Origin of the sequence: Agarivorans sp. Toyoura001 (assembly GCF_005405585.1) — a bacterium.
Lineage (GTDB): Bacteria > Pseudomonadota > Gammaproteobacteria > Enterobacterales > Celerinatantimonadaceae > Agarivorans.
This window is the reverse complement of record NZ_BJEQ01000009.1, coordinates 23,036-47,693: the sequence shown is the minus strand read 5'-3', so window position 1 is coordinate 47,693 and position 24,658 is coordinate 23,036. Positions and strand designations below refer to the sequence as shown.

Sequence of the window (24,658 nt, the reverse complement as noted above, 5' to 3'; positions counted from 1 at the left end):
CATGAGTACCTTAATCGCTGAGAACCTTGCCAAAAGCTACAAAGGTCGCAAGGTAGTAAAGAACGTCAGTTTAAATGTAGAAACCGGGAAAATTGTTGGTTTACTAGGGCCAAACGGCGCCGGTAAAACCACTACCTTCTACATGGTGGTTGGCCTAGTGCCACGAGATCATGGCCGAATACTTATCGATGACGATGATCTGTCTAGCACTGCTATGCATACTCGAGCACGAAAAGGCATTGGTTATCTTCCGCAAGAAGCCTCTATCTTTCGCCGCTTATCGGTAGAAAAAAATATTCTGGCGGTATTAGAAACCCGTAAGGATTTGGACAAAGAGCAGCAAATTGGCGCATTGGACGATTTGCTAGAAGAGTTTCACATTGGGCATATTCGCAAAAATCTCGGTATGAGCCTATCAGGCGGAGAGCGTCGCCGGGTAGAAATTGCCCGCGCCTTAGCCGCAGCCCCTAAGTTTATTTTGCTTGACGAACCCTTCGCTGGGGTAGATCCTATTTCCGTTATTGATATTAAAAAAATCATTGAACACCTGCGTGATCGCGGTCTAGGTGTATTAATTACCGACCACAATGTAAGGGAAACTCTCGATGTTTGTGAGCATGCCTATATCGTTAGTCAGGGTGAATTGATAGCCTCAGGTAAGCCACAAGAAATACTTGAAAACGAGCACGTGAAACGAGTTTATCTCGGTGAACAATTCAAGCTATAGTTAAAGTGCAGCTTAGAAAATAATATAAAAAGAAGGGATAGCGGTAGTTAATGAAAGCATCTTTGCAGTTGCGTCTTGGTCAGCAGTTAACCATGACCCCCCAGTTACAACAGGCCATACGCTTACTCCAGCTTTCAACCCTGGATTTACAGCAAGAAATTCAAGAGGCTCTGGAAAGTAACCCTCTGCTTGAGGCGGATGAGTCACATTCGAATGATAGTGACGCAACAGAGGCTAAGTCAGCCAATGAAAAATCTACAGAAGCCGAATCTAGCGCCGACGTAGACAGTAGCCAAATGGAAGCTGGCGATGCCATTAACCAAGAAACTGTTTCTGATGACCTACCCGTAGACTCCACTTGGGACGATATTTATAGCGCCAGTTCCGCGCCAGCTAGCTCATCGAGCGGCAGTGGCGGTGGTGACGACAATGATATGTTATTCCAAGGCGAAACTGTTGATTCCTTACAAGATCACATGCTGTGGCAAATGCGCCTTACTCCTTTCAGCGAAGTAGACCAAGCCATTGCTTTAGCCATTATTGATGCAGTAGATGAATCAGGTTACCTCACACAAGATTGTGAACAGTTATTAGATGGCCTAAATTCTAGTGACAATAACGACTTAGATGTAGAGCTTGACGAAATTGAAGCAGTACTAAAACGGATTCAGCATTTCGACCCCGTAGGCATTGCCGCGCGCTCACTACAAGAATGTTTGTTAATTCAATTAAGCCGTTTTTCCCCAGAAACACCATGGCTAAATGAAGCCAAAGATGTGGTGTCTAACCATATCGATGTATTAGCCAATCGAGATTTTCGCTTATTGGCTCGAAAGACCAAATTAAAAGAAGACCAGCTGCGCGAAGTGATGCGTTTGATTCACACCTTAGAACCACGCCCGGGTAACGCTGTTGAGCCAAACCAAGCCCAATACGTTATTCCCGATGTTTCCGTAGTGAAGCGCCAAGGTCGTTGGGTGGTAGAGCTAAACCCCGATGCGATGCCGAAGCTAAGAGTAAACTCTCACTATGCATCCTTAAGTAAAACGTCTAATGCCACCGATACTCAGTTTATCCGTAGCCACTTACAAGAAGCTAAGTGGTTTATTAAGAGTATTGAAAGCCGCAATGAAACCTTACTCAAAGTCTCTAACTGTATCGTTCACCATCAACAAGCCTTCTTCGAATACGGTGAAGAAGCAATGAAACCAATGGTGCTGAACGATGTGGCCGAAGCAGTAGAAATGCACGAATCAACGATTTCTCGAGTGACAACTCAAAAATTCATGCACACACCTCGCGGCATTTTCGAACTTAAGTATTTTTTCTCTAGCCATGTGGCTACCGATGGCGGCGGTGAATGTTCATCTACCGCTATTCGTGCATTAATTAAGAAACTGGTTGCTGCCGAAAATACCAGTAAACCTCTCAGCGATAGTAAGATTGCTGATATTTTGGCAGATCAGGGGATCAAGGTGGCAAGACGTACGATTGCAAAATATCGTGAGTCTTTAGCGATACCACCTTCTAACCAACGTAAGAGCCTACTTTAAGGCCAATCAAGGGGACTATATTTATGCAAATTAATCTTACCGGACACCACGTTGATATAACTGAGTCTTTAAAAGAATATGTCCATAACAAGTTTGCCAAGCTCACTCGACGATTTGACCAGATAAACAATGTTCATGTCATCCTCAACGTCGAGAAGCTCAATCAAATCGCAGAAGCCACCTTACATTTAAATGGCGGTGAATTATTCGCTACCGCTGAACATTCAGATATGTATGCGGCCATTGATGGTCTTATCGACAAACTTGACCGCCAAGTTATCAAACATAAAGAAAAACTTAACAAACATTAGTCACCTCCATGCAAATAGATAAAGTACTAAGCTTGGATTGCACTCAAAGTGCAGTCCAATGCTCTTCAAAAAAACGCGCCTTAGAAATCATTAGTGAACTAGCCGCTGGTCAACTGGATACGACAGCTCAATGTATATTTGAGAGTTTGTTGAATAGAGAAAAAATGGGCAGCACCGGTATCGGGCAAGGCGTGGCAATACCTCATGGCCGCATTGATAAACAGCATCAAACAACCGCTGTTTTTTTACGTTGTGATCCCCCAATTGCTTTTGATGCCATTGACAATAAACCTGTTGATTTGGTTTTTGCCTTACTGGTACCAGAAGATCAGTGTAAACAACACCTCAACACCTTATCTCAAGTAGCTGAAAAACTTAACGATAAGCAAGTATGTAAACAACTTCGTTGTGCACAAAGTGATGACGAATTATACGACATCATGGTAGCCTAATACTCTAATCACCGTTAGGGATAGTCATGGAACTCATTATCGTGAGTGGGCGTTCTGGTTCAGGAAAAACCGTCGCCTTAAGAGTACTAGAAGATCTGGGCTACTATTGCGTAGACAACCTCCCGGTTGTGTTATGGCAATCTCTTATCGATAACTTAAAAAATACTTACTCTAAAGTAGCAATAAGTATCGATATTCGAAACCTCCCAGACGAACCTTCGCCGATAGGCCAAATTATTCGCAACGCCGGCCCTGATGTGAATCTATTAAGCATTTTTTTAGATGCTAAAGACGAAGCACTGATCCGCCGTTACAGCGAAACGCGGCGAGTTCACCCGCTGAGTCAAACTAATTTGTCTCTGGCGGAAGCGATTGAATCGGAAACCGAGCTGCTGGCACCGTTATCTCGAAATGCTGATTTACGCATCGATACTTCACGCTTATCAGTGCATGAGCTAAGTGGCTTAATTCGCTCTAGAGTAACTGGCGATCAGCAACAACAGTTAATTTTAGTGTTTGAATCGTTTGGCTTTAAAAACGGCGTACCTAACGATGCTGACTATATGTTTGATGCTAGATTTCTGCCGAACCCCCATTGGCAAGAAGAGTTACGACCACTGACTGGCCTAGATAAACCCGTTCAAGAGTATTTATCAGCACAAGCTTTGGTCAATCAATACATTAAGCAAATTCGTGATTTACTACAATCTTGGTTACCGCATTTGGAAGCCAATAATCGCGCTTATCTAACCATTGCCATTGGTTGCACTGGTGGCCAACACCGTAGTGTTTACGTAGCAGAAAAACTAGCTGAACACTTTAGTGCTCAGCGTAAAGTACAACGTCGCCATCGCACTTTGGAACACCGTCTTGAAACTCACTAGGCAAGTTATCGTTAAAAACAAGCTGGGGCTGCATGCTCGCCCAGCGACAAAACTGGTAGAGCTGGCCCAAAAATTTGATGCTGAACTAACCATTATCGATGGCGAGAAAACTGCCTCCGCTGCCAGTGTAATGGGCTTGTTGGTGTTAGCCAGCGCTCAAGGTAATACCTTAACCATTATTTCCGAAGGGGACGATGCCACTGCGGCTTTAGATGCTGTTCAAGCGTTAATAGAAGCAAATTTCGACGAAGAATAAACCAAAGCGCAATAAACACACGCTACACTTAGCAAGCGCTGCTTAAACAATAATAGGGAATGCTTATGCCGGAAGAGATGGAGTTAAACCCTAATCAGCACAAACGTTTGCAGGAGCTTAACCAAGCCCTAGACAGCGGTATGTTTGTGCATGTTAGGCGCATGCTTCATCAAATGCCGGCCTGTGACGTAGCCTTACTGCTAGAATCTAGCCCACCAGCGGGGCGGAAAGTGTTATGGCAACTCACCGATCCTGAACAACACGGCGAAATTCTCGAAGAGCTTAACGAAGACGTAATGGAAGGCGTGCTGCAATTAATGGCGCCTGAGACGCTTGCCGCAGCCACCGAAGGCATGGACACCGACGATATCGCTTATGTGCTGCGTAGCCTGCCTGATAGTGTGTATCAAGAAGTATTAGAACAGATGGACGGGCAAGACCGTCATCGTGTAGAAGCCGCCTTAGCCTATCCTGAAGATACTGCCGGCAGTATCATGAACACTGACACCATCACCATTCGTGCCGACGTCACTATTGATGTGGTATTACGTTACTTACGGGTGCGCGGTGAACTGCCCGAGGCCACAGACGCCTTGTATGTAGTGGACGAGGATGATTCACTACTCGGTGATATCCCTTTATCCACCCTGCTTACCGTTAACCCCAATGTTGACGTTCGCGACGTGATGGACAGTAAGGCAGAGACCATTCCGGTAGCGATGGATGAAGATGATGTAGCGGCATTATTTGAGCGCCACGACTGGATTTCAGCCCCTGTTGTCGATGAAGAAGGTCACTTATTGGGCCGAGTGACCATTGATGATGTGGTTGATATTATTCGTGAAAATGCCGAGCACAGTATGATGGGCATGGCAGGCATGGATGATGACGAAGATACCTTTGCGCCGGTAATAAAAAGTACTCAACGTAGAACCTTTTGGCTAGCAATAAACTTGTGTGCAGCGTTAATCGCAGCCTCTATCAGTAACATGTTTGAGTCAACCTTGGAACAATTAGCCACCTTGGCAATTTTAATGACGATTGTCCCTAGTATGGGAGGCATTGCCGGTAATCAAACACTTGCCCTGGTAATCCGTGGCTTAGCTGTGGGGCATATTGGGGAAGGTAACTCACGCTGGCTCATCGGCAAAGAAGCGGCTATTGGCATGCTCAACGGTATGATTTGGGCCACGGTGATTGCGATAGTGGTAACCTTTTGGAAAGGAGATTGGACACTGGGTGTGATCATCGCAGGGGCGATGTTTATAAATATGTCATTAGCCGGGCTGGCTGGCGTTACTATTCCCCTGCTAATGAAGAAATTTAACATTGACCCAGCATTAGCTGGCGGTATGGCTTTAACCACCATTACAGATGTAATGGGCTTATTCTCTTTCTTAGGAATGGCCACCTTAATACTGGCTTAAACAAAGCTAGAGGCCAGAGACGAGAACTGAGCTAGAGCAAACAATTCAGCTTATTTGTGGCTCTAGCCCAATCCAATTAACTTTAGCTACCTGCAATCTTCATTGAAGAAATCAATATCGAGCCCGTTTGAATAGCACTCTCTTTATCGAAGTCATCAGCAATAGCGACAACATTCGCAAACATTTCAGGCAAAGTACTGGCGACAGTGATTTCATGTACTGGAAAAGCAATTTCACCATTCTCTACCCAGTAGCCAGCGGCACCGCGAGAGTAGTCTCCAGTTACCGTATTTACCCCTTGCCCCATCATTTCGGTTACCAATAAGCCCGTCCCCATTTGCTTTAACAGCTCAGTCCTATTTACACCGCTATTTTTCACAAGCCAGTTATGAATACCGCCCGCATGCCCGGTACTTTGCATGCCCAACTTACGGCCCGCATAAGTCGTTAATAAGTAAGACTCTAAAACTCCATCGGCAATAATGTGTTTAGCTTTAGGTGCTACACCTTCGCTGTCAAAAGGTGTACTTGATAAGCCCTTTTTAACAAATGGGTCTTCGTAAATAGACAACCAACTCGGGAACAATTTTTTTCCCAAACTATCGAGTAAAAATGACGAACGACGATATAAATTACCACCACTAATCGCTCCAATTAAATGGCCAAACAAGCTACCCGCCACTTCTTGATCAAATACCACAGGTACTTCACAAGTCGAAATTTTGCGACTGCCTAAACGACCTAGGGTTTTACTGGTCGCTTGAGCAGCAATCTCTTCAATACTGTCGAGGTCAGAGAAGTCACGCGCTACGCTGTAGGCGTAATCACGTTGCATATCTTTTTCACCAGCGATCAACATACAACTAATACTATGACGACTGGTCGGGTAACCGCCTACAAAGCCGTGGCTATTTCCAAATACCTTAACCCCGTAGTGGCTATTAATGTTCGCCCCATCACTGGCTTTAATTTTAGGGTTAGCCAACGCTAATCCCTCACACTTTTTGGCAAGCTCAATAAAACGGTCAGGCTCTAGTGGGTGTGGGTGGAATAAATCTAAATCAGGAATATCAGTGGCGAGTAGCTCTTTGTCGGCAATTCCGGCAGCTTTATCTGCCGAAGTGAATTTAGAAATATCGTAAGCCGCTTTCACTGCATTCTTAATTGCTTCAGGGCTTAAATCAGAGGTTGAAGCACTGCCCTTACAGTTAGCCGTATATACCGCGATACCCAAGGCACCATCGTGATTAAACTCCAGCGTTTCCACTTCTTGATCACGGGTAGCCACGCAAATTCCGGTTTGCTTAGAAATCGACACTTCCGATTCGTCGGCTCCTAGTTGTTTGGCTTCTTGAATGGCAAACTCTACAGCCTGTTTTAATTGGCTTAACTCTTGGCTAACTTGTTTTTCAGGGCTCATTGTTATTCTTCATCTCCATGCATTTCCCTAGCATAACAAAACTCATCGAGCGACCATATGCAAGAACTGGTAAGATATGAAAAAAAGTACCATGAGAGTTAAAAATGAAGAAAGAACAGCCCATTGATGATGACGATTGGATCAGTAAGTCCGAAATCAAGCGAGAAGCAGACCGGCTGAAAAAACTAGGTGCCGACTTGGTTGGGTTAACCAATCCGCAGCTAGCCACTATTGAGATGAGTCCAACCTTACGCGAAGCCATTGCCCTAGCTAAACGTTTGAAAGACAAACGCGAAGCCTCACGCCGCCATATGAACTACATTGGCAAAGTGATGCGCACTGAAAATGAAGAGCAAATTAATGCTGGCTTAGACAAGATCCGTAATAAACATATTTATCAGGCTCAAGCGCAACTTGCGTTAGATAAACAACGTGACCTCTTAATTGCCGAAGGCGATTCAGCGATTAATAACTTAGTAGCTGAGAACCCTAACTTTGAGCGCCAAAAGCTTCGCCAATTAGTCCGCCAAGCTAAAAAAGAATTAGAGCAAGAAAAACCAGACAAAGCCCATCAAGAACTGGCTAAATACCTAAAAGAACACCATTAAAAAAGGGGCTTAACGCCCCTTTTTATTATGCTGTACCACCTACAGTAAGTTCATCCAACTTCAAGCTAGGCTGTCCTACTCCTACCGGTACACTTTGACCTTCTTTACCACATACACCAACACCTTGATCGAGCGCGAGGTCATTGCCAACCATCGACACTTGCTGCATCGCTTCTGGTCCGCTACCAATTAAGGTGGCGCCTTTAATTGGCGCGGTAATTTTGCCGTCTTCGATGAGGTAAGCTTCTGAGGCAGAAAATACGAATTTGCCTGATGTAATATCTACTTGGCCACCACCAAAGTTGGGCGCATAAATGCCTCGTTTAACCGAAGCAATAAGCTCTTCGGGTTCACTTTCACCGGACAACATATAGGTATTTGTCATACGCGGTAGGGGCAAATGGGCATAAGACTCGCGTCGGCCATTACCGGTAGAATGCGTATTCATAAGCTGAGCGTTGTGTTTGTCTTGCATGTAGCCTTTAAGCACACCTTTTTCAATCAATACATTGTATTGGCCAGGCGTACCTTCATCATCAATACTGACCGAACCGCGACGATTTCCCATCGTGCCGTCGTCTACCACAGTACATAAACTGGAGGCGACCTTCTCACCCATGCAGCCACTAAAAGCAGAGGAGCCCTTACGGTTAAAGTCTCCCTCTAAACCATGGCCTACCGCTTCATGCAGTAACACGCCAGGCCAACCGGCACCTAGCACTACCGGCATAAGTCCAGCTGGCGCATCTACCGCTTCCAAATTAACCAAGGCTTGGCGTACAGCTTCATCAACAAAGCCCATCGCCCGTTCGCGACCATTTACGTCTTCTAAGAAATAGCTATAGTTGCTTCGGCCACCGCCACCAGCAGAGCCTCGCTCACGACGCTCGTTGCGCTCTACCAATACGCTACAGTTAAAGCGAATTAAGGGGCGGATATCTGCTGCTAAGGTTCCGTCACTAGCCGCCACTAACACTTCTTCGTAAACGCCACTTAAGCTAACGATCACTTGAGTCACTGAGGAATCTAAGCTGCGCGCATATTTGTCTGCTCGTTCTAACAAAGCAATTTTTTGTTGGTTAGATAAGCTAACTAAAGGGTTGTCTGACTGATAAAACTGCTCAGCGCTAACTCGAGAAAATGGTTTTACTTTTGCCGAACCAGCTTTAGCACTAATACCTCGGGCAGCCTGGCAAGTTTGAATTAACGCGCTTTGATTAATCACATCTGAATAAGCGAAGCCCGTTTGTTCGCCGCTAATTGCGCGAACACCAACGCCCTGCTCAATGTTATAGCTACCTTCTTTTACAATGCCGTCTTCTAGCACCCAAGACTCATGGCGACTATGTTGAAAATACAGATCAGCGTAATCAATTTGGTGTTTTGCTACCTCGGTCAGCGCCATTGTTAATTCTTGCTCGCCAATGCCACCCGGCACCAGTAATGACTGACTGACTTTTTCAAACGACATAGTGTTTATTCTCTCCACCCTAAATGTAATTGACCATGCAACGGCACGGGCATCCGGTCCCTAACTTGTTTTAACAACTGCGGGTTAAATTCGGCTCTTGCTGGCGCTATTCCGCTTGCTTGTAGATCTAAACAACGCCCCCACGGATCCACTATCATCGAGTGTCCCCATGTTTGGCGTTGGTTGTCATGTGTTCCAGTTTGATTTGCAGCAATCAGATATAACTGATTTTCGATGGCTCGAGCTTGTAACAGCGGCTGCCAATGGGCTTCCCCCGTTAGCGCAGTAAACGCTGCAGGAACTAATACAATATCACAGCCCTGTTGGCGCAGCAGCTGAAATAAATAAGGAAAACGCAAATCAAAACAAATCGCCATACCAACACGAATTTCATCAATATCAAACCAAGCAAGCTGCTGGCCCGCAACAAAACTATCGGATTCTCTATAGCAGCCTACGTTGTCGGCAACCTCAACATCGAATAAATGCAATTTATGATAATGCTGTAATAAGTCACCATCGGGAGAAAATGCTAAACTGGAGGTATAACAACGAGCATTATCATCAGCTTGTGTTGGCACGCTTCCCGCCACCAAATAAATAGCATAGCGTTTGGCCTGTTCGGCTAACCATTGTTGAATAGGGCCATTTGCAAGTGGCTCAGCAATACTGATATACGCTTGGTCTCCGCCACCATATTGAGCAAAGTTCTCTGGCAACAATACCAAATCCCCAGCGTGCGGCTGAGCCTGCTTTAGCAACTCTTCAGCTTGCGCTAAGTTGCTCGACAGTGAACTTCCTGAAGTCATCTGCAAGGCAATTAAATTCATCAGCGAGACTCCTTAGGACGAAACTTATCTGGCACTTTAATTTCTTGTTTAACCCGCTCCAATTCTATCAACTCTGGCTCGCCAATATTGCCCGTGAGTGCAAAGTCAATTTGTGTTACCACTTCCACCACTGGTTCTAACAACTTAGATAAAGCCAATACGGCTACTCCAGTAGCGGGAGTGACCAAAAATGCCGCCAGTACCGGCAAGCTTGAAGTAACTTTAGGAGAGTAGCTCACTAGGTAATCAATTTGACCATCTCGAAAATCAACCTCGCCTTTGCCGCGCATGGAACCGGCCACACCATCAAAGAAAAAGTCCTGATTATTACCAACGCCCTGTTTAAAGGTGATGCTGCCGCTCAATGAGTCAAAGTGCATGCCTTTTTCAAATACGTCGCTAAAATCTAATTTAAGTCGGCGACGAATAGTATCCAAACTGGCTAAGGTTAATAAACGGGTACCTTTATCGCTCATTTCCGTCACCACGCCTTTGTCGGCTTGAACCTTGATATTGCCATCTAAGCTGCTCATTTCAGGACTCAATAAGCTATCGCGCCAGTTAACATCAAAAGTAAAACGTGCAGGCGTTCCTTTTAGCGGGCTTTCTTGGCCGAGATCCTCAAATACTTTTTCCATACTGGTGCTCTCAAAAGAACCAGCTAAACCAGCTTGTTCGGCTCCGTCTGGGGCATTCCAAAACAAAGCTGAAGTTAATTGGCTATGTCCCCAATCAACCCATAAGCGGCCGTTTTCCATCGCTTGGTTCTCGATCGGCAAATCAACTTTTACATTTCCTAAACGGTAATCTCCAAGCTGACAACCGCTGCAGCTGAGCTTGAGAGGCGGCAAAACTTTTAACAAACTATGACCACTGGTTTCTGAAGTAGTTTGTCGTGACTCCAGTTTTTGTAAGTCTTGTTCTACTTGCTCTTCAAAACGGCCAAAATCAATTTGATCTAAATTCGCCTTTTCAATAACAACATTAACTGGCTGTTCAACAGAGGGATGCTTAGGTGCCGCAAGACTAGCCACTAGCTGCTCGGACTCAATTTGTAACTGGGTTTTACTGCGCGGCAAAAACGCAATATCAAAGTTATCCAGTGTTTGTTCCAGCAAGGTTGCTTTAGTGACCGCGCCCCGTACAAACATTAACTCTGGCACTTCTAAACTCACATTGGTGTAGTCTGTTTCAGGCTTCTCAGGGGTAAATTTAATTTGCTCTTTTGCCCAAAAAAGCCACGGTTCCAGATCCAGCTCAGGAAAATCAAAAGACATGGCTAAGCCTTCCCCTTCCCACAACAAGTTGTTATCTGCACCTAAATTAAGCAGTGCGTATTTCAGCTTCTTTTGGTCGTCAGCAAATTCTACTTTAGCCGTAGCGGAGACCAACTGATTAGACTCTAATTGAAATTTACTAGTAAGGTGATCGCCGTTAACGCTAAGCGCAGTAGGCCAGCTAAGGGGTGACGCCTTTTTCATTGGTGCGGGCAAGTTCATGCTCACCCCCAGTAAATCGCTTCGAAAGTCACCGTTGTAATCAAACAAACCTTCCGGCTTAAGGCGAATATCTAAATCCCCTTGCCAGCGTAAATTACCTTTTGCGTACTCGGTAAGTGGAATACCAAAAGCACGCTCAGCCTCCACCAATGGCCATCGCCCTGCTAAATCAAAGTTAAGCAGATAATTATCAGCGTCCGCTTCAGTATTAAACTTGATGTCTAAGGGCATCCCCCGCCACAGGGCTGATAAGTTATTGGTACGCAATTGCTCATTCTGAAAATACAAGCGGCCGTTTAGCTGACTAAGGCTCATGCCCGCAGGTAACACTTCAATGCCATTACCATTGAAGTCTACATGGCCATTTACCTCAACATCTCCGTCAGAGAGCGGAATATTAAGGTAAATTTCACCCGCTACATCGCCATCACCTAGCGGAAGCTGCTGCAGGCTTGCACTTAAGGCTTCAATCGGCGATTGCAGTAAATAGTCTTGTACCGCACGGGCTGGTCCGGCAATTTCGCCAGTAATAAACAGTTCCGACCCGCTATAAAATTTAGGAATACTGGCACTAATACGTTGTGCAGGAACCTCGCCTAAACGCGCCCTATTACTCTCCATAAACAGGCCATCATTCTGGAATAACAAATCTAGCTGCAACTCTTCTAAGGCAGGCCAATCAGGGTCAAACTTAAAGGTGGCATCATCGAGCGGTACAAAGGCTTGGAAAATGCCATTGTGTTGGTCATAGGGATAGTTGTTTAACTGCCCATACCAAAGGATTTGGCTATCTTTTGCCGCGCCAGCTAAGAGTGCGCCTTCTAAATAGGAGAAAACCTTATCGGGCATTACATTTGGGTAATACCAGTAAGCTTTGCCGGCATCTTTAATCTCGGCATTAGCCATTAAGCTCAGCAATGGCCACTTACCTTGTTCCGGCCAAATAAGTGCCCATTGACCAGCAAAATCTAATTCGGGAGTCAGTAATTGAGTCGCATCGCTCTTTAGGCTTAAGCCCGCATCACCAAAACTAATTTCAATCTCCGATTCGAGTTGTTGTACTTGCCAAGTTTCTATAAATTGAGCTGCGAGCTGAAATGCCCCTCGCTGTTGCAAGCTTAAGTGAGCACTTTGTTTATCGCCACGAATGTATGCACTTAGCGCGTGAATACTAGGCAGGTAAGATTGTCCCACGGTGCTCAAGCCAGAAATATCAGCCTGATAGGTCAGGGCTTTGTCAGCATGTGAGTAATTGAGTTGCAGTTGGTCTAATTGCCCTTCGGTGATTAACCTTGACCAAGCAATCTCCCCTTCCTGTTCCAGGGCCACTAAAGCAGGTGACCAGGTGGCTAGGTCATACTCGGCAAGGCGCCAAGCTTGACCTTGTTTATTGAGCAAGGCTTGCAGGGTAAAATCAGCGTCAAGACTATTAACACTAATGTTCCAGGGCAGCTTATCGATACGCCAATCATCTTCAACTTTGAGACCTTGGGCTAAACCACTGTCGATAACCAAATGCTGTTCGTTGTCAGCTCCCCAATAAACATAACTAGGTTGCCATTGCACTACCCAACGTTGCTGTTGATCTGCACCAAAATCAACCCATAAAGACAGGTTTAAATCACTACCAAGATGTTCTGAACTTCGCCCTAACAAACGCGGCATAGCATTTAAGTTAAGCTGTTGCCCTTTAGCAAATAGTTTACCACTTAAAGAATCTACGTTTGAAGCATCACCTATCAGGTCTACTCGAAAGCTTATTCGGCCATTTTGTAAATCCTGACCAATAAGTATCTCACCGTTTCCTTGGTGTAGTTGACCATTATTCACCCAATCCAAATTGGCGATATCAAAGTTCATACTATGATCAGGAAACTCAATTTCTATCAAACTATTGGTTAAGCTAAAACGAGTTAATTGGCTCAGAAATACATCGGCAATGGCTTGGTAGCTTTGGCTAAAATCACGCTGGGAGCGCGCACTATGGGGGTCAATAGCTAACTGAAAATTAACTTGGTCTAGCACCAAGTCTTTAAATACTACTTGGCCTTGCTCAATACTTTGCCAGAGATCTAATTCCAGCATCAATGCGCCTACACTGAAGGTAGTTTCTCGGTTTTCTCCAATCGCTACTTGGCTATCTTCAAATACCAACATAGGGCGAAAATTATGCATCCGCGCACTAAGCTGGCCAATAGTTAAATCGGCTTGCTGTCCATCCACCAGCCAAGACGCTAAGTCGTCTTTGTAGTTAGTCGCAAAACTTAAAATGCCGCGTGCAATACTCAAGCACACGGCAACAATAACCAATAATAACGCTAAACCATGCCAGCACTTTCTCGCTCCGCGAGCAAAAGGAGTTGCCATAGGTTTACATTAACACCACGTCAAACTGCTCTTGGCTATACATAGGTTCGGTTTGAACACGTACTTGCTTTCCAATAAAGACCTCTAATTCAGCTAAGCTATGCGACTCATCTCCCATTAGCATTTCAGCTACTTTGGTTGATGCATACACGATGAAGTTATCGGCGTCGTAAGCCCGGTTAACCCGAATGATTTCTCGTAAAGCTTCGTAGCAAACAGTCTCAACTGTTTTCACCGTGCCGCGGCCACGACAAGTTGGACACTCGCCGCATAGGATATGTTCAATACTTTCACGGGTACGTTTACGTGTCATCTCAACTAAACCAAGTTGAGAAAAGCCACTAATGTTAGTTTTAGCACGATCTTTAGCCAGCGCTAACTCTAGGCTATGCAGTACTCTGCGCTGGTGTTCCGAATCGGTCATATCGATGAAGTCGATAATCACAATACCCCCCAAGTTACGTAAACGTAGCTGACGAGCAATAGATTGAGTGGCTTCAATATTAGTATTAAAAATAGTTTCTTCGAGATTTCGATGACCCACAAAAGCACCGGTATTGATGTCGATGGTGGTCATTGCTTCAGTTTGATCGATAATCAAATAGCCGCCAGACTTTAAGTCTACACGGCGTTTTAGCGCCCGCTGAATTTCATTTTCTACATCAAATAAATCAAATATCGGTCGGTCGCCAGCATAGTATTCAAGGATTTCGGTAAACTCCGGCACAAATTCAGCGCTAAAAGACACCAGCTGCTCGTAGGTTTCACGAGAATCAACCCGAATCCGATCTAAATGGGTGCCCACAAAATCGCGAATAATACGTAAAGCCAAATTCAGTTCAGCATAAAGCTTGCTTTTACTAGGAGAGCTCTCTTTGCGTTGCAGAACTTTACGCCAAACGCGCTTTAAAAAGGCAGCGTCTTGCTCGAGCTCGTCGGCACCTACCCCTTCGGCAGCAGTACGAATAATAAAGCCACCTAAATCATCAACAAAATCACTACAGATTTCTTTTAGGCGATCACGTTCTTCTTCACTTTCAATGCGCTGTGATACCCCTACGTGACTGCTACCTGGCATAAACACTAAGTAACGAGAAGGGAGAGTAATATCAGTGGTTAAACGCGCGCCTTTGGTACCGAGAGGATCTTTTACCACCTGCACCATAATATCTTGGCCTTGGCGCACCAACTCAGCAATATTGCCTGCTTGAAAGTGTTCCTGCTCAGTAACATCCACGCACTCAGTGTGCGGCACAATGTCAGAAGCATGTAAAAATGCAGCTTTATCTAAACCTATATCTACAAATGCCGCTTGCATACCGGGTAATACTCGGCTCACACGGCCTTTATACATATTACCCACAATGCCACGGCGGGCATCACGTTCAACATGGGTTTCTTGCAAAATCCCGCTATCAACTAGGGCAACACGAGTTTCTGTAGGTGTAACATTGATCAATAATTCTGCTGACATAATAACCTAGCGAGTTAAATGTAAATGAAGTAAACGGTCAGTCTCTACCAAAGGTAGGCCGACCACCGAGCTATAACTACCTTCAATACGCTCGACAAACTTACCACCTACACCTTGAATGGCGTAACTGCCTGCTTTGTCACAAGGTTCTCCACTATCCCAATAATCCACCATTTGTTTGGCAGAAAGAGCGCAAAAATAGACCGAGGTAGTGACTAACTGCGTATGCGCTTTTGAGTGATGATACAGGCTGACAGCCGTCATTACTTGGTGCTGCTTAGCACTTAATAAACTCAACATGCGTTGGCTGTCATTTGCATCTTGTGGCTTACCTAAAATATGGCCATCACATACCACAATAGTATCTGAGCCCAACACGGCAATATAAGAATCGTTTTGCTGATGATAAACCGCTGCGGCTTTTTGCTCAGCTAACCTGCGTACCAGTTGTTCTGGAAGCTCACCAGCAATCGGGGTTTCATCAATATCAGCAGCTTGGGTGGTAAATGGCCAGTCAAGTTGAGCCAACAACTCTACTCGTCTTGGTGAGGATGAGGCTAAAATCAGTGAAGTTGACGACATTAAGAAATCTTCCATTGGCGACGTAGTTTGCGTAACAACAAAAATATCCAAGGCCAAGCCACAGATGTTGTAATCACTGGGTAAAAGTACCCTGCAGGTAACTGAATATCTTGCACTAGGTATTCAGCCCAAAACACCACAATTTTGGCTAAACCAGTCATGCCACCCACAACCAGAGCTTGCTGCCACACTGAAAAATTGCGTAAACGGGTAAAATTGGTTGCAACTATATACGCCACAATAGACATCGCCAGTGCTCTAACGCCTAAGGTAGAGCCTAACAATATATCGAGAATGAACCCTACAACAAAAGCGACGCCCACATTGCTGCGATGCGGTAAGGCAATGGTCCAATAAAAAACACATACCAATACCCAGTCAGGGCGGAACGCATCGGCCACTAAAGGTAGCGGAATAATCGCTAAAATCAATGCGATAAACAAACTGCCAATAATGGCGCCACGGCCATTAATCTTCTCAATCATGTTGTGCCTTTATACTGCCACTCAAACTTAGGGCCAAATCAACAATAGGTAGCGCAAGCGGTCCAATTCAACCACTGGTGTCGCCACCACATCGGCATAGGGTTTACCTTCTTGATAGTCGAATCGATTCACTACCGCTACCGGATACCCTTCAGGAAACACTCCACCTAAACCAGAGGTTACTAACACATCACCTTCACCAATATCTGTGCTGCGCGGAATATGTGGTAGCTGTAATCGACTGAGCTCACCGGTACCGGTCGCTACAGCGCGAATATCGTTACGAGCAATCCGCACCGGAATACCATGGCTAGCATCGGTAATGAGTAATATTCGGCTAGTAGTCGTGCCTACATGCAATACTTGGCCAATGACACCGATATCATTAATCACCGGCTGACCTTCGTAAACACCATCCAATTTGCCTTTATCAATCACCACTTGGTGAGAAAAAGGATCTGAATCTACTGCCATAATTTCAGCCACCAGCTTACGGCTGTCATTTCGAACAGGTGAGCCCAATAACGCACGCAAGCGGGTGTTTTCTTTAGCAAGGCTTTCCATTAACAGTTGGTCAGCTCGGTTAAGTATCAGCTGTTCTTTTAAGGAGCTGTTTTCTCGTTTGAGCTGTTCACGAGTAATTACTTGATTAGACATCGAGTCCATAAGTTGACCCGGCATGTTAGCAATGTATTGCAGAGGACTTACAGCAGAATGCAAATAAACACGAACCTGTTTGAAGGCTATCAGTTTACTATCGATAAAAATCAAAGAAATTGACAATACAACAGCGAGCGCAAGGCGAAGCTCTAGAGATGGACCTGGGCCGAAGATAGGTTTCATCGGTCGTTACCTGAGTAGTTGTCGAGTTGTTTCATATAAAGCAACGGGCACAATACTGTGCCCGCGCTACAGCGCTTATTCGTAGTGGAATAAGTCGCCGCCGTGCATGTCGATCATTTCGATAGCTTTACCGCCACCACGCGCCACACAAGTTAGCGGATCGTCTGCAACCACAACTGGAATACCCGTTTCTTCCATGAGTAAACGGTCTAAGTCACGCACTAGTGCGCCACCACCGGTGAGCACCATACCACGCTCAGAAATGTCTGAGGCAAGCTCTGGTGGGCTTTGCTCAAGGGCAACCATTACTGCACTAACAATACCGGAAAGCGGCTCTTGCAGTGCTTCTAAAATTTCATTGCTATTTAAAGTGAAGCTTCTTGGAACACCTTCAGCTAGGTTACGACCACGTACTTCAATTTCACGTACTTCATCACCCGGATAAGCAGAGCCAATCACATGTTTGATGCGCTCAGCGGTTGCTTCACCAATGAGGCTGCCGTAGTTACGGCGCACGTAGTTTATAATGGCATCGTCAAATTTGTCGCCACCAATACGTACTGAAGATGAATACACCACACCGTTCAAAGAGATAATAGCCACTTCGGTGGTACCACCACCAATATCTACCACCATAGAACCGGTTGCTTCAGATACCGGCAAACCGGCACCAATAGCTGCAGCCATTGGTTCATCAATAAGATAAACCTCACGCGCTCCTGCTCCCATGGCTGATTCACGAATAGCTCGACGCTCAACCTGAGTAGAACCACAAGGCACACACACTAAAACTCGAGGACTAGGACGTAGGAAGTTGTTGTCATGCACTTGCTTGATAAAGTGCTGTAACATTTTCTCTGTCACGTAGAAATCTGCAATTACCCCGTCTTTCATTGGGCGAATCGCTAATATGTTACCTGGAGTTCGTCCGAGCATTTGCTTAGCGGCATGTCCTACCGCAGCTACACTTTTTGGGCTGCCAGCGCGCTCTTGGCGAATCGCCACTACTGAAGGTTCGTTAAGAACGATCCCCTGATCTTTAACATAAATAAGTGTATTAGCTGTTCCTAAGTCGATAGACAAATCGTTAGAAAACAAGCCTCGAAGCTTTTTAAACATAGCTGGGAAAATCCTGAGAAATAGTGTCGATGATACGCGATTAAAACTTGGCTCACTTTACCAACGCAGGCACCGATGAGCAAGCATACTATAGAGAGAAGCCAAGGATAGTGAAGACTATCACCTAGCTAATTCAATATCTTTGAACCAAGGTGTACATTTTTCATACAAAACTTAAGATTTATAGCATCCGGCGATAAATAACCCTGTCACTTTGTCGGAAAATACCAAAGGTGACTTGTCCAGCACCTGCTGCGTCGTCTGCACTCTCAAAGCTTCCATTGCCATTCCAATCTTCACGAAGCCAATTCAAATTAGTGTCTAGGTTAAACCAATAATCGACACTGCCAGTATTTCCTTCGCCTGGAGCGGTAAAGTCGACCCAAATGACACCTTGGTTAGCAATACCAGGGCTACGGAGACTAACAGTTGAAGTACCGCCACCTACCGTTGCATCTGTAGCATCTGTTTTAGGAGAAAAATCTAGAGGCGCAAGATTTAAGTTACTACAAGCGTCTTCGGTATTGCTAATGTACTGAGTACCGTCGAAGTACTGTAAATCACCAGTGACGCCAATCGCTTGCAACTCAGAACCAAAGCCGTTGTTGAGTTTTATGCGGCCATGGCGTAGATCCGGTACGGTGCCTAAATCACAATAAGGACCTTCATCAGAATCTATACCGCAATCAAAGCCACCAGCATCAGAATCGGAAACAATATCTGCACTAAGCAAGGTCGCATCATCAAAATATAGATTGTAAAACAAGCGTAACTTGCCATCTGTTACTGGGGCTTGTGCCGCTACTGGTTTTAACAAACCAGCCATTACTTCATCAGTTTGTGCAAAAATTCCTTGGCTCCATATCGCGGTAGCATCATCAATCTTTAATCCGTCGTCGAAACCTAAGATGCTAGAGCTGCTATTAAACTGCCAACGACTAAAATCAGTATTTACCGGGAAAACACTGTCTGTGTAATTTTCTGTGATCGAGCCATTAGCACTCTCGGCTTGTAATATCCAAGTCACTTTTTGTTCTTGCTGGCCAATATAACTAAAGTCCCCTAGTGTACATGCTGCCCCTAGCACGGCCGACGACAGTTCAAAGTGATGAGGATAAAACATACCCACCTCAGTATTTGCCACACTGACGTCATAATCTATAACAGTCGATAGATCTGTACCATCAGGATAAACAAAAGTGTAATCCAAATATTTACTAATCCACCCAGAGTAATTGATGCTGCCCACATCGTGATATTCGTTTTCGTCAACCACCACGATGCCGGCAATCTGACTGACAATCACGCCATCATTAAATGTGCCTAGTACGCCACTATCTGGCGAGGCAAGCTCAACTTTAAGCCCAAGCTTATCGGTGTCAGCGATAAAATTAGCCGCATCACATGAAGAATCTGTTACCGAAGACGGTGTGCAATTAGCTATTCGCGCCGCTAACCAAGATTTAAAAGGCGTGCCAGACCTGGCAAATGGCACTGTATCATTATTTGAACTCGAGTTAGTTTCGTTGACTTCATTTTCAATCAACGCCCATTCAAATCTATCTGGTATCAATTCAGCGCTAGCACTGCCTAACAAGGTAGTGGTATTTCCATCCACCACAGAGCCATCTTCATCCCAAAAATTAATGCCTAAGCGACCTACATCTGGGTACCGAAGATCTATTTCTGCTAAACCATCAACAAAGTAAATAGCTACTGCTGTACGTAGTGCTTGGGTAGTGCTTACATCCACATAATTATTGGTGCTTTGGTTCTTTACTGCTAACTGCCGAGTGCCAGTTGTTGGCTCGGTATAGTCAGTCCAAAAACGTAAACTCTTTTGCCCTTCATAATTAGTGATTGGGCGACACTCGGTTCCATCAGGGTCTTTACCTACGGCGGTTAGCTGTAATTTAAATTCAGTGTTGGCTTTATGAGGATTCTCGCCCCATGCCCCCACCAATTTTTCTTCAAAGCCGTAAGCATTAAAAGTTACTACAGTAGAATCGCCTACCGTGCCGTCAACGACAGTTAAGGTTACTGAGCCCTCTAAAGGATGGAATAAACCTAAACTCACCTCACCCAAATCAGCAGCAGTGAAACCATAACTTGCTTTGCCGTTGTTATTTTCTGGTACTAAGTTGCCAAGTCCGTTTCCTTTCGACCAGGTACCTTTATTGCTAGAGGTGGATAGATTCACCGTCCCTACAAAACTTTGATCCACTTGCCCATCAAGGGTTGCTTGAATGGTTACCTCATGAATATCACAGGTTAAACCAAAGTCCTGAGCAGAGATATTAAGCCCTGGTACAGCCACCGAAGCATTAGAACTAAAAGCCATGTAGCTGTAGCTTTCCGCTAAATGGCTTCGTTCATTATCAAGGTATTGGTCTTCCTCTGTAATCATTGAGAAATCAGCCGCGTTGTGCTGACAGCGTCTCAACCAACCGCCATTGTTACCTCTACGTTCATTTTTGCTGGCCACCAATATAGGCGGCGAAGAGAACAAGTTGTTTTGATAAGGAGTGGAGTAATCACACGTTGCTTGCGGTGTAATAGTGCTTCCACCACTACCGTGAGTTAACGAGTTACCAAATTGATAATTAATGACTTCATTATCTACAGTAATGGCTCCTACTACTGGCTCTGTTGCGAGATAGGCGACTGTTTCATCTTGTAAGTCAGTGTAATAAATTGAGTCACTTTGTGAGTTACAATAACGTGCGAAAAAGCGGAAATCGTAGGCTTCACTGTTATCAATCGCTAAGCGAATACCACTATTGTTATATTCTGACGTGGTGGTGAGCCAGCAATTGTTATTACGCGACTGACTTTGATGCAAAACCACCGATAAATTGTTGGGCATATCTACATTAAAATAGTCTCTATCGGGAAACGGAAAAGCAGTATTGGTGCTTATCTTGCCCGCTCTTAACTCAGTGCCGTCTTCGAGAAAATGCTCACCTTCATTAACAGCAATCCAATCTACTGCTTCTATGTTTTTTGATGCAGTGGAGTTGAAAGGAGGCTCTTGACGTACCCATGTAAATTTATCAACATCGACACTGGTGACTAGCGCTGCTACCGGTCCGTCATTGTTTGGGTCGTTAGCATCAATAGGCGTCATTAAAAACACTAAAGGTTTAGACTGATAAGTTTGGTCAAATGTAACCGTACCACCATTTTGCCCTGCACCAGCGCTACCAAACTGCAACAAAAGTGGTTCTGTCACGCTACTGTTACACAGAGGAGCAAAATCTACCTCTCCTGGATTAGCAATTCCTCGAACAACCGACTCGTTAACCATTACCACATCGCGTTGCTGGGTGAATAACGCCCCCTCTAATTCGGCTTGGTAATTTAAAGCAATGTTCCGTCTAGCGTAACCAATAAAAGCAGACTCAGTTTCATTGGCTAAATCGATGTCCTCTCGGGTATAGATGGCCAAACGTAAGGGGTCGCCATTTACATTTAACTTAGCTTGGTAACCTGCGGTCACGTTACGATTCACAAATATTTTTACCGTACCACTGGAGCCAAGCAATTCTAGTGTAGCCTCTTGGCCGATGGTAAAATCACCATCTATCCAATATGTTCCTGGCGAGAGACGTAAAGCAGATTGGTAACCTACATTCACATTCTCAATAAAATACTCATTGCGATCACTAGAAAAGTTGATGGTACTTTGAGTAGCCCCTTGAATGTCTGCAAAATTATTTGTGTTATAGCTGGCTGAGCCAAGCGTGACAGTTTGTTGGTAACCCACATTAACAGACTGCCCGTTGTTAATTTTTTCAATATTAACATTGCTACCCGCCGAGGCTAAGTTACCGCTAGCCACGCAATCGGTATTGGCATCAGGACAAGTATTTCCATCTGATGAGCTAACTTTATCAACGCTATCTATATCCAATCGCCCTTGATTGCTTCCGTAGACTCGCGCTAACCAATTTATCTCCAAACGACGATTATTTTGTGAAGATGCTATGGGGCTGGTAAATACGTCGACACAATCAACGGCTAAAGCTAACTGAGGACTCACCAGAAGACTAATAAGAAGAGGGCTAATTAGTGCCGTTAATTTCATAAGCCGCTCCTCGCTTGAATTTGTTGAGAGCGTTGAACGAGAACCTCACCAGAGCCGCAAGAAGCGGTGGCTTGCAAATCAAAAAAGCGCGCGTTTAATTGCGCTATATCGTTTTGTTGGCAGGTAACTGCTACGCTACAGCTACTAAAAGCTTGCCCATTTAAAGCAGGATTCGGCGTCACATCGTTGCAATTGCCTGGGGTTGTATTTGGTGTATTTAAAGGAAACAGTTCAGACAAGCTTTGTTCTAAGCCAGAATAAGCGGCTAATTCGGCACGAGTACCCAATACATCCCAAGCGGCATTGCGAGAGGTATCTTGTAACATCACCGTTAATGCAGCACTAATTAAAGCCATCACCACAATCACAAAAATCGCTATCACCAACGCACTCCCCTGCTGCTTAGCAGGGTTGCTAACTAGTTGTCCCTGCTTAAGGCTGGTTGAGAATGACGATGTCATGATTAAATTCCACTACCTCATTATTTTCAACAAACCGCAAGCGTAGATTCACTAAGCCGTTTCTGGTCAAGCTAGGCTGCACCACCTGAAAGGGTTGCACTGTATTAGGGTTTTCGAGTTTACTCGCCATTAGTACACCGGTACCACTGTCTGCTGGCTGAAAACGCAGCAAGCGATTGTTTTCAAGACAATAGCGAATCGGCTCCCCCAATATAAAAGTTCTCTGTGAGGGTGAGTCCGTAGTAAAACTCACTGATGTTGCATTATTTGAAGAATCGGAAAAACCTAGGGTACTGGCTCCCGAACTAGCATCTTCACTTATGTTAGCTAAGCAGAACACTTTGCCAGTTGCAGAACTACAGCCTGCGTTTACCAAGCCTCCAGACGCCAGTAGCACCTCATCGGAGTTGAGTATGTAAGTGCTTAGCCAGGCTGGTTCTGCGGTAGAGATAATCGATGGTTGACTTGGTGAAGTAACCACCGCTGCTGACGCCGAACTACTCGGGGCAACAGGAATGTCAATATAAGTATGTGCCGAGATGGTAGGCACAAAACTCAAACAATAGTCAGTGACATTCGCTCCATTTGGATCTAAACGAGCACTATTCGGTAAGCTATTATGTAATTCTCTGTTTAGGCGCTCAATGGCAAAACGCGCCTCACCTAGCAACACCTGCCTATCAGCACTTTGTCGGTAAATAAGGCTACCGGTACGCAAAAAATCGGTGGTAGCAATCGCCAGTATTGCCAATAACACCATGGTAATGACGAGTTCAATAAGCGTAAAACCCACTTGCTTAGCCATTAGTAATTCCACCGATAAGCACTAAAGGCGTAATCAGCGCCATTAGGCGCCCTTATCCACAAATCGATGCGTTTAGCTACATTAATGCCATTCTCTGAACTGTCGATAGCCACTCGATAAGAATAGTTGCGATAGATGTTGGCTAAGTTAGTTCCTAAACTGTCGTCAATAGCGATAAAATTACCATTAGTATGGTAATCATCCACATCGTTATATTGAGAACGAGTTTCTCCGTCCGGACCATAACTACCTGCGACAGTACAAGCAGGCTGCCCAGTTTCTCCACAGCGCCACAGCCCTCCGCCAGTATGATCCGAATTGTGATCAAATGATTTAGACAGTATTTCATTCATTAGGCTAGACCCTAATTCGGCGGATCGTACTTGGTAAATAGGGTCAATACTACGCACCGCTTGAGGTGCTAAAAATGAGGTAATGACTACAAGCGAAATCGCAAGCACCACTATGCCAACAATCAGCTCAATCAGAGTAAAACCGCTATCTCTGGAGCTTTTACAAGGGCGCATGAATATAGCCCTCTGATTCTATAACAATGGTGTGAGTTTCTTCACCTTGCACGCTAATAATGCAAGGGAACTGCGAACATAAACTGGAATCAGCCAGCCTAACTCGTCCAAGTCCATCAAAACGAATAACACCTTGGCTAACATTGAGATCGCTAGAAAAAGACACCTCTTCTAGAACATCAATAGTGCTTAAACAATTACCGTTTGTTGCTAGCTCGCCAGAAAAATAGTTCTCACTGTTAATTTGCAGAAAAAAGCAATCTTGATAATGGTTCATTGCTTGGGTTTGTATTAAATGTAAACGACTTAGCAATTGCTCGCGCAGGCTTATTTCAGCAAAGCCGCCGCGAAAGAATCTGGGGAATACAGTGATAGCAAGAATGCCAATGAGGATGAGCGTAATCACCAGCTCAATAGTGGTAAAGCCGGAGTTTCGAGGGTGAGGTTTAAATGATGTTTCCAATCTAATA

General features: G+C 44.9%; 22 protein-coding genes. 8 read left to right on the top strand and 14 right to left on the bottom strand.

The features are described from left to right. Nucleotide 1: 1 nt before the first annotated feature. The 7 genes from lptB (at nucleotide 2) to mgtE (ending at nucleotide 5,610) form a co-directional block, all read left to right on the top strand. A complete protein-coding gene (lptB, locus tag FFR00_RS11995; RefSeq protein WP_137673647.1) occupies nucleotides 2-727 on the top strand; it encodes an LPS export ABC transporter ATP-binding protein in 726 nt (241 codons plus the stop codon). 50 nt (nucleotides 728-777) lie between these two features. After that, nucleotides 778-2,280 carry an RNA polymerase factor sigma-54 gene (locus tag FFR00_RS11990; protein ID WP_137673646.1) on the top strand — a complete coding sequence of 501 codons (1,503 nt, stop codon included), beginning with the start codon at nucleotides 778-780 and terminating at the stop codon, nucleotides 2,278-2,280. 23 nt (nucleotides 2,281-2,303) lie between these two features. Beyond that, the gene (gene hpf, locus FFR00_RS11985) at nucleotides 2,304-2,591 is read left to right on the top strand and encodes a ribosome hibernation promoting factor (protein ID WP_137673645.1); all 288 of its coding nucleotides are present in this window, start codon (nucleotides 2,304-2,306) and stop codon (nucleotides 2,589-2,591) included. Nucleotides 2,592-2,599: 8 nt separating this feature from the next. Next, the gene (ptsN, locus tag FFR00_RS11980) at nucleotides 2,600-3,043 is read left to right on the top strand and encodes a PTS IIA-like nitrogen regulatory protein PtsN (RefSeq protein WP_137673644.1); all 444 of its coding nucleotides are present in this window, start codon (nucleotides 2,600-2,602) and stop codon (nucleotides 3,041-3,043) included. A 26-nt stretch (nucleotides 3,044-3,069) separates the two neighbouring features. Then, complete coding sequence (gene rapZ / locus FFR00_RS11975; protein WP_137673643.1) at nucleotides 3,070-3,927, top strand: RNase adapter RapZ; 858 nt, start codon at nucleotides 3,070-3,072, stop codon at nucleotides 3,925-3,927. Next, nucleotides 3,914-4,183, top strand: coding sequence for an HPr family phosphocarrier protein (locus tag FFR00_RS11970; protein WP_137673642.1), 270 nt, complete (start codon nucleotides 3,914-3,916; stop codon nucleotides 4,181-4,183). The genes rapZ and FFR00_RS11970 overlap by 14 nt, the downstream gene beginning before the upstream one ends. Before the next feature lie 65 nt (nucleotides 4,184-4,248). After that, on the top strand, nucleotides 4,249-5,610 hold the full coding sequence (gene mgtE, locus FFR00_RS11965) for a magnesium transporter (protein ID WP_137673641.1): 1,362 nt from the start codon (nucleotides 4,249-4,251) through the stop codon (nucleotides 5,608-5,610). Between the two features lie 82 nt (nucleotides 5,611-5,692). On the opposite strand, the gene pmbA is transcribed toward mgtE, so the two are convergent. Beyond that, nucleotides 5,693-7,030, bottom strand: coding sequence for a metalloprotease PmbA (pmbA, locus tag FFR00_RS11960; RefSeq protein WP_137673640.1), 1,338 nt, complete (start codon nucleotides 7,028-7,030; stop codon nucleotides 5,693-5,695). A 104-nt stretch (nucleotides 7,031-7,134) separates the two neighbouring features. Between pmbA and yjgA the strand changes: the two genes are divergently transcribed. Then, on the top strand, nucleotides 7,135-7,638 hold the full coding sequence (gene yjgA, locus FFR00_RS11955; RefSeq protein WP_137673639.1) for a ribosome biogenesis factor YjgA: 504 nt from the start codon (nucleotides 7,135-7,137) through the stop codon (nucleotides 7,636-7,638). Nucleotides 7,639-7,663: 25 nt separating this feature from the next. Here yjgA and tldD read toward each other — a convergent pair whose 3' ends face one another. The 13 genes from tldD to FFR00_RS11890 all read right to left on the bottom strand — a co-directional run bounded on the left by tldD (nucleotide 7,664) and on the right by FFR00_RS11890 (nucleotide 24,651). Beyond that, a complete protein-coding gene (gene tldD, locus FFR00_RS11950) occupies nucleotides 7,664-9,109 on the bottom strand; it encodes a metalloprotease TldD (RefSeq protein ID WP_137673638.1) in 1,446 nt (481 codons plus the stop codon). Between the two features lie 5 nt (nucleotides 9,110-9,114). After that, complete coding sequence (locus FFR00_RS11945; protein WP_235836217.1) at nucleotides 9,115-9,939, bottom strand: carbon-nitrogen hydrolase family protein; 825 nt, start codon at nucleotides 9,937-9,939, stop codon at nucleotides 9,115-9,117. Beyond that, nucleotides 9,939-13,805, bottom strand: a complete 3,867-nt coding sequence (locus FFR00_RS11940) for a YhdP family protein (protein WP_137673637.1) — start codon at nucleotides 13,803-13,805, stop codon at nucleotides 9,939-9,941. The genes FFR00_RS11945 and FFR00_RS11940 overlap by 1 nt, the downstream gene beginning before the upstream one ends. Nucleotides 13,806-13,809: 4 nt before the next feature. Continuing rightward, the gene (rng, locus tag FFR00_RS11935; RefSeq protein WP_137673636.1) at nucleotides 13,810-15,279 is read right to left on the bottom strand and encodes a ribonuclease G; all 1,470 of its coding nucleotides are present in this window, start codon (nucleotides 15,277-15,279) and stop codon (nucleotides 13,810-13,812) included. A gap of 6 nt (nucleotides 15,280-15,285) precedes the next feature. Continuing rightward, complete coding sequence (locus FFR00_RS11930) at nucleotides 15,286-15,861, bottom strand: nucleoside triphosphate pyrophosphatase (RefSeq protein WP_137673635.1); 576 nt, start codon at nucleotides 15,859-15,861, stop codon at nucleotides 15,286-15,288. Continuing rightward, complete coding sequence (gene mreD / locus FFR00_RS11925) at nucleotides 15,861-16,346, bottom strand: rod shape-determining protein MreD (RefSeq protein ID WP_137673634.1); 486 nt, start codon at nucleotides 16,344-16,346, stop codon at nucleotides 15,861-15,863. The genes FFR00_RS11930 and mreD overlap by 1 nt, the downstream gene beginning before the upstream one ends. Nucleotides 16,347-16,373: 27 nt before the next feature. Then, on the bottom strand, nucleotides 16,374-17,189 hold the full coding sequence (mreC, locus tag FFR00_RS11920; RefSeq protein WP_137673633.1) for a rod shape-determining protein MreC: 816 nt from the start codon (nucleotides 17,187-17,189) through the stop codon (nucleotides 16,374-16,376). 75 nt (nucleotides 17,190-17,264) lie between these two features. Further along, nucleotides 17,265-18,308: a rod shape-determining protein gene (locus FFR00_RS11915; protein ID WP_016400728.1), complete on the bottom strand. Its 1,044-nt coding sequence runs from the start codon at nucleotides 18,306-18,308 to the stop codon at nucleotides 17,265-17,267. Nucleotides 18,309-18,489: 181 nt separating this feature from the next. Then, on the bottom strand, nucleotides 18,490-22,395 hold the full coding sequence (locus tag FFR00_RS11910) for a DUF6701 domain-containing protein (RefSeq protein WP_137673632.1): 3,906 nt from the start codon (nucleotides 22,393-22,395) through the stop codon (nucleotides 18,490-18,492). Continuing rightward, the gene (locus FFR00_RS11905; protein ID WP_137673631.1) at nucleotides 22,392-22,856 is read right to left on the bottom strand and encodes an MSHA biogenesis protein MshP; all 465 of its coding nucleotides are present in this window, start codon (nucleotides 22,854-22,856) and stop codon (nucleotides 22,392-22,394) included. The genes FFR00_RS11910 and FFR00_RS11905 overlap by 4 nt, the downstream gene beginning before the upstream one ends. Further along, the gene (locus tag FFR00_RS11900; protein ID WP_137673630.1) at nucleotides 22,828-23,661 is read right to left on the bottom strand and encodes a PilW family protein; all 834 of its coding nucleotides are present in this window, start codon (nucleotides 23,659-23,661) and stop codon (nucleotides 22,828-22,830) included. Before FFR00_RS11900 ends, FFR00_RS11905 begins: the two co-directional genes overlap by 29 nt. Further along, complete coding sequence (locus FFR00_RS11895) at nucleotides 23,661-24,188, bottom strand: prepilin-type N-terminal cleavage/methylation domain-containing protein (RefSeq protein ID WP_137673629.1); 528 nt, start codon at nucleotides 24,186-24,188, stop codon at nucleotides 23,661-23,663. The genes FFR00_RS11900 and FFR00_RS11895 overlap by 1 nt, the downstream gene beginning before the upstream one ends. Further along, nucleotides 24,175-24,651, bottom strand: coding sequence for a type II secretion system protein (locus FFR00_RS11890; RefSeq protein ID WP_137673628.1), 477 nt, complete (start codon nucleotides 24,649-24,651; stop codon nucleotides 24,175-24,177). Before FFR00_RS11890 ends, FFR00_RS11895 begins: the two co-directional genes overlap by 14 nt. Between the last annotated feature and the right edge of the window lie 7 nt (nucleotides 24,652-24,658).

What these genes read in the sequence shown, in the direction of transcription:
- lptB (WP_137673647.1), top strand. Translation starts at nt 2, where the DNA reads ATGAGTACCTTAATCGCTGAGAACCTTGCCAAAAGCTACAAAGGTCGC.
- FFR00_RS11990 (WP_137673646.1), top strand. Translation starts at nt 778, where the DNA reads ATGAAAGCATCTTTGCAGTTGCGTCTTGGTCAGCAGTTAACCATGACC.
- hpf (WP_137673645.1), top strand. Translation starts at nt 2,304, where the DNA reads ATGCAAATTAATCTTACCGGACACCACGTTGATATAACTGAGTCTTTA.
- ptsN (WP_137673644.1), top strand. Translation starts at nt 2,600, where the DNA reads ATGCAAATAGATAAAGTACTAAGCTTGGATTGCACTCAAAGTGCAGTC.
- rapZ (WP_137673643.1), top strand. Translation starts at nt 3,070, where the DNA reads ATGGAACTCATTATCGTGAGTGGGCGTTCTGGTTCAGGAAAAACCGTC.
- mgtE (WP_137673641.1), top strand. Translation starts at nt 4,249, where the DNA reads ATGCCGGAAGAGATGGAGTTAAACCCTAATCAGCACAAACGTTTGCAG.
- pmbA (WP_137673640.1), bottom strand. Translation starts at nt 7,030, where the DNA reads ATGAGCCCTGAAAAACAAGTTAGCCAAGAGTTAAGCCAATTAAAACAG.
- yjgA (WP_137673639.1), top strand. Translation starts at nt 7,135, where the DNA reads ATGAAGAAAGAACAGCCCATTGATGATGACGATTGGATCAGTAAGTCC.
- tldD (WP_137673638.1), bottom strand. Translation starts at nt 9,109, where the DNA reads ATGTCGTTTGAAAAAGTCAGTCAGTCATTACTGGTGCCGGGTGGCATT.
- FFR00_RS11945 (WP_235836217.1), bottom strand. Translation starts at nt 9,939, where the DNA reads ATGAATTTAATTGCCTTGCAGATGACTTCAGGAAGTTCACTGTCGAGC.
- FFR00_RS11940 (WP_137673637.1), bottom strand. Translation starts at nt 13,805, where the DNA reads ATGGCAACTCCTTTTGCTCGCGGAGCGAGAAAGTGCTGGCATGGTTTA.
- rng (WP_137673636.1), bottom strand. Translation starts at nt 15,279, where the DNA reads ATGTCAGCAGAATTATTGATCAATGTTACACCTACAGAAACTCGTGTT.
- FFR00_RS11930 (WP_137673635.1), bottom strand. Translation starts at nt 15,861, where the DNA reads ATGTCGTCAACTTCACTGATTTTAGCCTCATCCTCACCAAGACGAGTA.
- mreD (WP_137673634.1), bottom strand. Translation starts at nt 16,346, where the DNA reads ATGATTGAGAAGATTAATGGCCGTGGCGCCATTATTGGCAGTTTGTTT.
- mreC (WP_137673633.1), bottom strand. Translation starts at nt 17,189, where the DNA reads ATGAAACCTATCTTCGGCCCAGGTCCATCTCTAGAGCTTCGCCTTGCG.
- FFR00_RS11915 (WP_016400728.1), bottom strand. Translation starts at nt 18,308, where the DNA reads ATGTTTAAAAAGCTTCGAGGCTTGTTTTCTAACGATTTGTCTATCGAC.
- FFR00_RS11910 (WP_137673632.1), bottom strand. Translation starts at nt 22,395, where the DNA reads ATGAAATTAACGGCACTAATTAGCCCTCTTCTTATTAGTCTTCTGGTG.
- FFR00_RS11905 (WP_137673631.1), bottom strand. Translation starts at nt 22,856, where the DNA reads ATGACATCGTCATTCTCAACCAGCCTTAAGCAGGGACAACTAGTTAGC.
- FFR00_RS11900 (WP_137673630.1), bottom strand. Translation starts at nt 23,661, where the DNA reads ATGGCTAAGCAAGTGGGTTTTACGCTTATTGAACTCGTCATTACCATG.
- FFR00_RS11895 (WP_137673629.1), bottom strand. Translation starts at nt 24,188, where the DNA reads ATGCGCCCTTGTAAAAGCTCCAGAGATAGCGGTTTTACTCTGATTGAG.